This is a genomic window from Actinomycetospora lutea (assembly GCF_028737205.1).
Lineage (GTDB): Bacteria > Actinomycetota > Actinomycetes > Mycobacteriales > Pseudonocardiaceae > Actinomycetospora > Actinomycetospora lutea.
In genome coordinates this window covers 26,150-33,684 of the sequence record NZ_JAQZAL010000046.1, presented here as the reverse complement: position 1 = coordinate 33,684, position 7,535 = coordinate 26,150, and the positions used below count along the sequence as shown (strand labels likewise).

9 protein-coding genes are annotated in these 7,535 nt (G+C 74.8%); 2 read left to right on the top strand and 7 right to left on the bottom strand.

Annotation, left to right across the window (positions count from 1 at the left end; translation table 11 throughout):
• The 4 genes from PHK61_RS30095 to PHK61_RS30080 form a co-directional block, all read right to left on the bottom strand.
• A partial coding sequence (locus PHK61_RS30095) for an IS701 family transposase (protein ID WP_420791459.1) occupies nucleotides 1-451 on the bottom strand: 451 nt, incomplete at its 3' end.
• Nucleotides 452-529: 78 nt separating this feature from the next.
• Nucleotides 530-967: a DUF350 domain-containing protein gene (locus tag PHK61_RS30090; RefSeq protein WP_274284716.1), complete on the bottom strand. Its 438-nt coding sequence runs from the start codon at nucleotides 965-967 to the stop codon at nucleotides 530-532.
• A gap of 66 nt (nucleotides 968-1,033) precedes the next feature.
• Nucleotides 1,034-2,194 carry a glutathionylspermidine synthase family protein gene (locus PHK61_RS30085; RefSeq protein ID WP_274284715.1) on the bottom strand — a complete coding sequence of 387 codons (1,161 nt, stop codon included), beginning with the start codon at nucleotides 2,192-2,194 and terminating at the stop codon, nucleotides 1,034-1,036.
• 24 nt (nucleotides 2,195-2,218) lie between these two features.
• A complete protein-coding gene (locus PHK61_RS30080; protein WP_274284714.1) occupies nucleotides 2,219-3,148 on the bottom strand; it encodes a hypothetical protein in 930 nt (309 codons plus the stop codon).
• A gap of 201 nt (nucleotides 3,149-3,349) precedes the next feature.
• Between PHK61_RS30080 and PHK61_RS30075 the strand changes: the two genes are divergently transcribed.
• Nucleotides 3,350-4,519 (top strand): septum formation family protein, encoded by a 1,170-nt coding sequence (locus PHK61_RS30075; RefSeq protein ID WP_274284713.1) that lies wholly within the window; start codon nucleotides 3,350-3,352, stop codon nucleotides 4,517-4,519.
• 38 nt (nucleotides 4,520-4,557) lie between these two features.
• Nucleotides 4,558-4,902: a metallopeptidase family protein gene (locus tag PHK61_RS30070; protein WP_274284712.1), complete on the top strand. Its 345-nt coding sequence runs from the start codon at nucleotides 4,558-4,560 to the stop codon at nucleotides 4,900-4,902.
• Nucleotides 4,903-4,959: 57 nt separating this feature from the next.
• On the opposite strand, the gene PHK61_RS30065 is transcribed toward PHK61_RS30070, so the two are convergent.
• The 3 genes from PHK61_RS30065 to PHK61_RS30055 are packed head-to-tail and all read right to left on the bottom strand — an operon-like array spanning nucleotide 4,960 to nucleotide 7,523.
• Complete coding sequence (locus tag PHK61_RS30065) at nucleotides 4,960-5,619, bottom strand: histidine phosphatase family protein (protein ID WP_274284711.1); 660 nt, start codon at nucleotides 5,617-5,619, stop codon at nucleotides 4,960-4,962.
• Nucleotides 5,616-6,587 (bottom strand): prephenate dehydratase, encoded by a 972-nt coding sequence (gene pheA / locus PHK61_RS30060; RefSeq protein WP_274284710.1) that lies wholly within the window; start codon nucleotides 6,585-6,587, stop codon nucleotides 5,616-5,618. Before pheA ends, PHK61_RS30065 begins: the two co-directional genes overlap by 4 nt.
• A gap of 33 nt (nucleotides 6,588-6,620) precedes the next feature.
• Complete coding sequence (locus tag PHK61_RS30055) at nucleotides 6,621-7,523, bottom strand: hypothetical protein (protein ID WP_274284709.1); 903 nt, start codon at nucleotides 7,521-7,523, stop codon at nucleotides 6,621-6,623.
• Nucleotides 7,524-7,535: the final 12 nt, after the last annotated feature.

Here is a 7,535-nt window from a genome sequence, read left to right as displayed (position 1 = left end):
GGTCGAGCAGCGTGCGCCCGGCCGGGGTGGCATAGGCCAGGAACACCCCGATCTGACAGTTCTCGATCCGCCCCGCGGTCCCGGAGTACTGCCGCTGCACCCCCGCGGACTTGGCGCCCTTCTTCAGGAACCCGGTGTCATCGACCACGAGCACCCCGCCCGGGTCCCCGAGCTCCTCGGCAACCCAGCGCCGCAGATCGTCACGCAGCAGGTCGGGCTCCCAGTCCGCCCCGCTCAGCAGCCACTGCACCGAGTCCGGCGAGCGCGCCCCGGTCGCCTCGGAGATCGTCCAACCGTTCTTGCGCTCCAACGGCGCCATCAACGACCGGACATACCCGACCGCGCGAGCGCGCGGCTCACGACGTCCGAACCGCGGCCCAAGCAGCGCTTCGACCTGCGAGAACTCCTGCGCCCAGCCCTCGACCTCGGCCACACCGACATCATCGACCACCCACCACACAAGATCTCATCTGAGGGTCACGACCAAGCCGACACACCGAAGTCCGCAGACAAAAATCCGGCTGTAGTACTAGATGACCGCGACGGCGACCACGAGGCCCAGGGCGACGTGCATGGCCGCGATGACCGCCGAGTCCCAGGTGAACCGGTCGTCGTGCAGGCAGCCGTCGACGTCCAGGCGCGCGACCGCCTCGAGCCCGCGCACCGCGAGGACCTGGGCGATGATCCCGACCAGCCCGTAGATCGAGGTGTTGAGGAGGCCGGCGAGGAAGCCGCCGCCGGAGACGTAGATGGCCGTGACCACGATCAGCGCCATCGACACGAGGCCGGCCGCGGAGACGACGACGGCGTTCGGACGGCCCTCGCGGACCAGCCCGCGTAAGTCGCCCGGGGTCGTGAGGTCGATGGCGAAGTAGCCGACGTACATCAGCACCGCGCCGATCACCGCGTAGACGACGATCAGGCCGATGTTGACGCCCACGGTGGGCCAGAAATCGGGAGCGAGCACCTGCGGAGCCCTCCATCACAGACGATCGGGGCGCCAGACTAGGGCACCGGTGATCGTCTGCGGAGATCAGTCCGGGATCCGGTGCGGCACGAACGCCGCCCCGTTGTCGGTGATCAGGCCGGTCGTCTCGCGGATGCCGAGGCCCGCGGAGGTGTCGCCGACGATCCAGGCGCCCAGCGCCGGGCGGTAGCCGTCGAACTCGGGCAGCGGGTCGAAGAGCTGGTAGACGTAGCCCTCCTCGCCGTAGACGCCGCCGGTCTCGGTCTCGTAGCCCGGCGCGACGACCGCGATGTTCGCGCCCTCGCGCCCGAGCAGGGGCTTGCGGACGTACTCGGTGAGGAAGCCGGGGTCGTTCAGCGACGCCGGCAGCAGGTTCGGGTGCCCCGGGTACATCTCCCACAGCACGGCGAGCAGCGCCTTGTTCGACAGGAGCGTCTTCCACAGCGGCTCGATCCACGTGGTCTCGGGCAGGCTGCGGGTGACGTGCTTGCCGAAGTCGTCGCCGAGCACCCACTCCCAGGGGTAGAGCTTGTCGACGGTCGCCATCGGCGCCTCTTCGAGGTCGACGAACCGGTCGAGCGCCGAGTCCCAGCCGAGCTGCTCGATCGCGAGCCCGACGGTGTCGAGGCCGGCCTCGGCGGCGCACTCCTGCAGGTAGGCGACGGTGACGTGGTCCTCGCCGGTCGGGTCGGCCTGCGACCAGCAGAAGTGCACCTCGTTGCGCGGCAGCTTGGTGGCGATCTCGCCCCAGCGCTCCACCAGCTTCTCGTGCAGCGAGTTCCACTGGTCGTCGTCGGGGTGGACGTCCTTGAGCCAGTACCACTGGCAGATCGACGCCTCGAGCAGCGACGTCGGGGTGTCGGCGTTGTACTCCATGAGCTTGGCCGGGCCCGAGCCGTCGTAGCGCAGGTCGAAGCGGCCGTAGAGGTGCGGGTCGCCCCGGCGCCAGGACGCGGCGACCGCCTCCCACGACCACTCCGGCAGCGCGAAGTCGCGGAAGCGCTCGGTGGTCACCACGTGGTCGACGGCCTCGAGGCACATCGAGTGCAGGAGCTCGACGTCGGCCTCGAGCGACAGCACCTCGGCCATGTCGAAGACGTAGTGCACCGACTCGTCCCAGTACGGCCGGGCGCCGTTCAGCCCCGCCGCGGGCGTGCCGAACACCAGCCCCTGCTCCTCGATGATCGACTGCCAGCCGGGGCGGGGACTACCGGTCGCACGCTGCACGACCGCGATCCTGCCGTACCCGGGTCAGCTGCCGGAGGAGCTGCCCGACGAGCCGCTGCTCGACCCGCTCGAGCCGCTCGACCCGCTGGTGCCGCTCGAGCTGCCACCCACGCCGAGCCCGCCGCGGCTGACCGTCCCGCTGCTGCCGTTGCTGGTGCCCAGGGTGCTGCCCGAGGTGCCGCTGCGCACCGACGTGCCGCTGGGCGGCGGCGCGGTGGAGCCGCCCTGGGCGACCGTGCCGACGGGCGAGCGCGAGCCGTAGTTGTAGTGGTACTGGTTGCCGAAGCCGCCGATGAAGATCGGCACGAAGTGGCCGCCGCTGTCGTAGTAGCCGCCCTGCTGCGTGCCGCCGCAGTTCTCGTCGGGGACGACGACACCCTGCGGGTCGACGCACTGCGCCTCGACCTCGTCCGGCGCGCTGGCCGCGTAGACGACGGCCACGAGCGCGACCACGCCGACCGCGACGCCGCCGCCGACGAGCACCCGCTTGCGGATCTTCTTCTTGCGCTCCTCGGCGGCCGCGGCGGCGTCGCGCTGCGCGCGCTCGCGGCGCTGGGCCTCGCGGCGCGCCCGCTGCTCGGCCACCGTGGGCTCGCGGGGCCTGGTGGTGGCCGGGTCCTGGTAGCGCACGCGGCCGCGGCGGCCCTCGCCCGCGGCCTCGCCGCTGTCGGCCCCCACCGCGGCGAGCGCCCCGCTGCCCGACCCGGAGCTCGCGGCGGGCACACCCGAGGGCGGGGTGTCGTCGGCGTCGGTCGACGCGTCGTCGGGACCGCGGTGGCGGCCACCGGACACGGCGGAGGTGTCCACGGTCTCGGTGGGGCGCTGGGACGGGTCGGGGGCCTGGTCGGAGGAGGCGGTCAGATCGACCTTCTCGGTCCGCCGCTCCGACGCCTCGTCCGGCTGCGCCGCACCGCTGCTCTCCGTGCGGGGCCGCTCGTCGTCTCGGCCTGTCATCGTCCCCTCCACCCACCCGTCCGCCCGCACCGTCCGGCGCGCACCGGTCACCACCGATCCTGCCCGACGCGGGGTCACCCGGCCCGGGGAATCCCGGAGCGGCATGATGCCAGGGCGATGCAGCTCCGGGAACGTCAGTCCGGGCCGGCCCGTGAGAGCGGCCCCGACGGCGACGACAGCACCGATCGTGACCCCCGTGGGGTGGACCGCTGGCTCGACCGCGTCCTCGGTCCCGACGACGCCGCCGACCCCCGCCGCCGGGCCGCGCGCCGCGGTGTCGTCGGCGTCCTGGTCGGTGCGGTGATCATGCTGGTCGCCGCGACCGCGCTCGCCGCGACCGGCTCGGGACCCGACGTGCTCGGCCTCTCCGGCTCGTCGTCCGGGCCGGCGGGTGCGGTGTCCTCGTCGTCGGACGACGACGGCCCGCCGCCGCTGACGACCCAGCCCGGCAGCTGCCTGACCTGGAGCCGCGACGACGCGGGCGACGTGCGCGAGGTCGACTGCGCGCAGTCCCACCTGTTCGAGAGCGTCGGCGCGGTGACCGCCGCGCAGCCGCCCGGCGCGCCGTTCCCGGCCGACCCGGCGTGGCAGCAGCTCGTCACCGACCAGTGCACGCCGCAGGCGCGGGACTACCTGCAGGGCCGCCTCGACCCTGCCGGGCGCTACAAGGCGGGCGCGCTCAAGCCCACCCAGGCCGCGTGGGACGCCGGCGACCGCACCGTGCGCTGCGGGCTGCAGGCACCGGGGCGCACCGGGGCGCTCTTCGCGTCGACCGGGCGCGTCACCGAGGCCGACCAGGCGGTCGTGTACGACCCGGGCACGTGCCTCGGGCTCGCGGGCAAGGAGGTCTCCGACCCCACCGCGTGCAGCGAGACCCACGCCGCCGAGGTCGCGGGCACCGTCGACCTCGGGACCCAGTTCCGCGGCGGCTTCCCGTCGGTCGACGAGCAGGACAACTACCTGCAGCCGACCTGCCAGCGCATCGCCGAGCAGTACGTCGGCTCGGCGCAGAAGCTCACCGACTCCAAGCTCACCGTGTACTGGACCAACCTCGCCGAGGAGTCCTGGACCGCCGGCACCCGGCGCGTGAGCTGCAACCTCGGCTCGCTGCTCGCCGACAGCTCCGGCTTCGCCCCGCTGACCGGCAAGGCCGCCGACGGCGTCACCATCGGCGGCGAGGCGCCCGCGACCGCGCCGAGCCTGCGCCCGGGCGCGCCGGCCACGGTGCCCGGCACGACGACCACCGCCCCGGCGCCCGAGGGCGGTGCGGCGGGCGGGGCGGCCGGCGGGACCGCGACCCAGCCCGGCGCCGGCCAGCAACCGGGCGTCCAGGTGCCGTCGCTGCCGGTGCCCGGCCTGGGCGGCGGCTAGCGTCCCCGCACCGGTCCCCCGGCGCCTAGCCTGCAGCGGTGAAGGTCGGTCCCGAGCGCTTCGAGGAGCTGGTCGCCGACGCGCTCGACGAGCTCCCGGAGCCCCTGACGCAGGCGATGGACAACGTCGTCGTGCTCGTCGAGGACCGCCACGGCCAGGAGCCCGACCTGCTCGGGGTCTACGAGGGCGTCGCGCTGACCGAGCGCTACAGCGACTACGGCGGTGTCCTGCCCGACCGGATCACGCTCTACCGCCTCGCGCTCGCGGACGTCTGCGCCGACGAGGACGAGCTGCGCGAGGAGGTCGCGGTGACCGTCGTGCACGAGATCGCGCACCACTTCGGCATCGACGAGGCGACCCTGCACCGCCTGGGCTGGGGCTGATCGGAGTACGTGAGCGAACTTCGGTGCGATAGCACCGGAGTTCGCTCACACGGGAGGTCAGGCCGTGGGGTCGTCGACGGTGCTGGGCAGGCCGCCGGGGACGGCGCTGCGCCAGGCCACGAGCTCCCACCCGCCGGCGCGCGGGCGCAGGACGACCCGCCCGCAGTTGTTGACGTGCTCCTCCTCGAGCGGCGGGGTGCCGACGCGCTCGACGAGCTCCAGCGCCGCCAGACGCAGCGCGGCCCCGTGGCTGACCACCACGATCGTGCCGCCGTCGGGGTGGCGGTCGCGCAGGTCGGCGACGACGGGCAGGTAGCGGTCGAGCAGGTCCCGCCCGCTCTCCCCGCCGGGGTGGCGGGCGTCGAGGTCGCCGGTCTGCCAGCGGTCGACGACCCGGCGGAACTCGGCGATCGAGGGCTCGTCGTTGCGGCCCTCGAGGTCGCCGACCGACACCTCGTGCACCCCGGTGACCTCCACCGGCACCAGGTCGAGGTGCTCGGCGACGAGGCCCGCGGTCTCCACCGCCCGGCGCGCCGGGGAGTGGTAGAGCGCGGTGATCGTGCCCTCGACGCCCTCGGCCAGCTCGGCGCCCAGCGCGCGGGCCTGTGCGCGCCCGAGCTCGGTGAGCGGGGGCCCCGGCAACCGGGTGTCGAGGAGGCGGTCGACGTTGGCCTGCGTCTGGCCGTGACGGGCGAGGACGAGCCGCAGGTCGCTCATGCGCCGCTCCCGTCGCGTAGCGCGGCGAGCCAGGCCGCCGACTCCGTGTAGTCCTTCACGGTCTGCCCCGGCCCGGGACCGGCGCCCGTCCCCACCTCGCCCGCGACGGTCGCGCGCGGGTAGGAGCCGAGGAACCGCACGTCGGTGCAGCGCCGGCGCAGCGCGGCCAGCGCCTCGCCCATCGCCGGCTCGGCGACGTGGCCGGTGCCGTCGAGGAAGAACCAGTACTCGCCCCGGCGGTCCTTGAGCGGGCGCGACTCGATGCGCGTGAGGTCCACGCCCCGCACCGCGATCTCGGTGAGCACCGCGAGCAGCGCGCCCGGGTGGTTGACGGTCGTCGCGGCCAGCGAGGTGCGGTCGGCGCCCGTGGGCGCGGGCAGGCCGGGCGCGCCGGGCGGGCGGACCAGCACGAACCGCGTCACCGCGTCCCCGGTGTCGTGGACCCCCGACGCGAGCTCGACCAGCCCGTGGTGGGCCGCGGCGACCGGCGCGCACACCGCCGCGTCGACCTCGCCCGCCGCCACCTGCGCCGCGGCCGCCGCCGTCGACGAGGTCAGGCGGACCTCCGCGGCCGGCAGGTGCTCGGCGATCCAGCGGCGGGTCTGCGCCTCGCCGTGCGGGTGGGAGGCGACGCTGCCGACGTCGGCGGCCGCGGTGCCCTGGCGCACGAGCACCGAGAAGCGCACCGGCAGCAGGATCTCGCGCACGATCACCAGCGGCGGCGTCTCCACGAGCCCGTCCATCGTGGCCGGCACGCCGCCCTCGACGGAGTTCTCCACGGGCACGCACGCGGCGTCGGCGTCGCCGGCGCGCACGGCGTCGAGCGCGGCGGTCGTGCTCGGGATGGGGAGCAGTGCCGGCTCCGGGTCGCCCAGGGCGTCGTCCAGCACGGCCGGCGTCAGGGTGCGCAGGGCCTGTTCGCAGAAGGTGCCGTGCGGCCCGAGGAACGCCACGCGGAGACCTGTCACGTCACCCGAGCGTACGGAAGGCCCGCGCGGGGCTCAGAGCAGGCCGAGGCGGGCCAGCTCGGGACCCGGCCCGGTGACGGCCGTGGACCCGAACGAGGAGAACAGCGACCGCACCCGCACCGCGGCCTCGGCGCCGACGTCGGCGAGCTCGGCGGCCAGCGCCTCGCCGTCGGTGACGAGCAGCGCCTCCCCGATGCGCTCCTCGACCGGGCTGTCGGTGCCCGGCGCCAGCCCCCGCACGGTGGCCACCAGCAGGTTCAGCCAGCCGTGGTGGGTGAAGCCGGTGTCGGGATCGGTGTGCCGGACCGCCGACCGCAGCCCGATGCTCGCCGTGAACGAGCGCCCGGCCCCGACGGCCAGGGCGACGAAGCCCGCGACGTCCTTGACGCCCGGGAACGCGCCGGCGCGCCCGCCACCGCAGCGCAGCTTGGGCCGGCACCCGTGGTCGACGACACGACGCACCCCGTCGAGCCAGTCCTCGGACCCGTCCACGTCGGGGCGGCGCGGCTCGACGACCGCGACCACGTCCTCCGGCACGAACTCGGTGACCCGCTCGAGCCAGACCGTGTCGACGTCGTGCGGGGCCGGCATCTCGACGGTGCGCGGGTCGAGCAGGGCCGAGCGCGAGGAGGTCAGCGACAGCGCCTTCGGCACGCCGCCGAGGCCGGTGTCGACGGCCAGCGCGATCGGCAGCGGCGCCGAGGGCCGGCGCTTGACCAGTACCGCCACCAGCTCGGAGAGCCGCGAGACCGGCACCACCAGCGAGCCCAGCAGGCCGCCGGCGTCGGCGGCGCGGGCGGCGAGGTGCTCGTCGACCACGGTCGCCATGTCCGGCCGCGGGCCCTCGGCCACGAGCGCGGCGTCGTCGACGATCGCTCGGAGCAGGGCGGGCACACCGTCGACCGGTGCCCCGCCGGCCTCGGGGACGGTGGACACGTCCGCACGGTA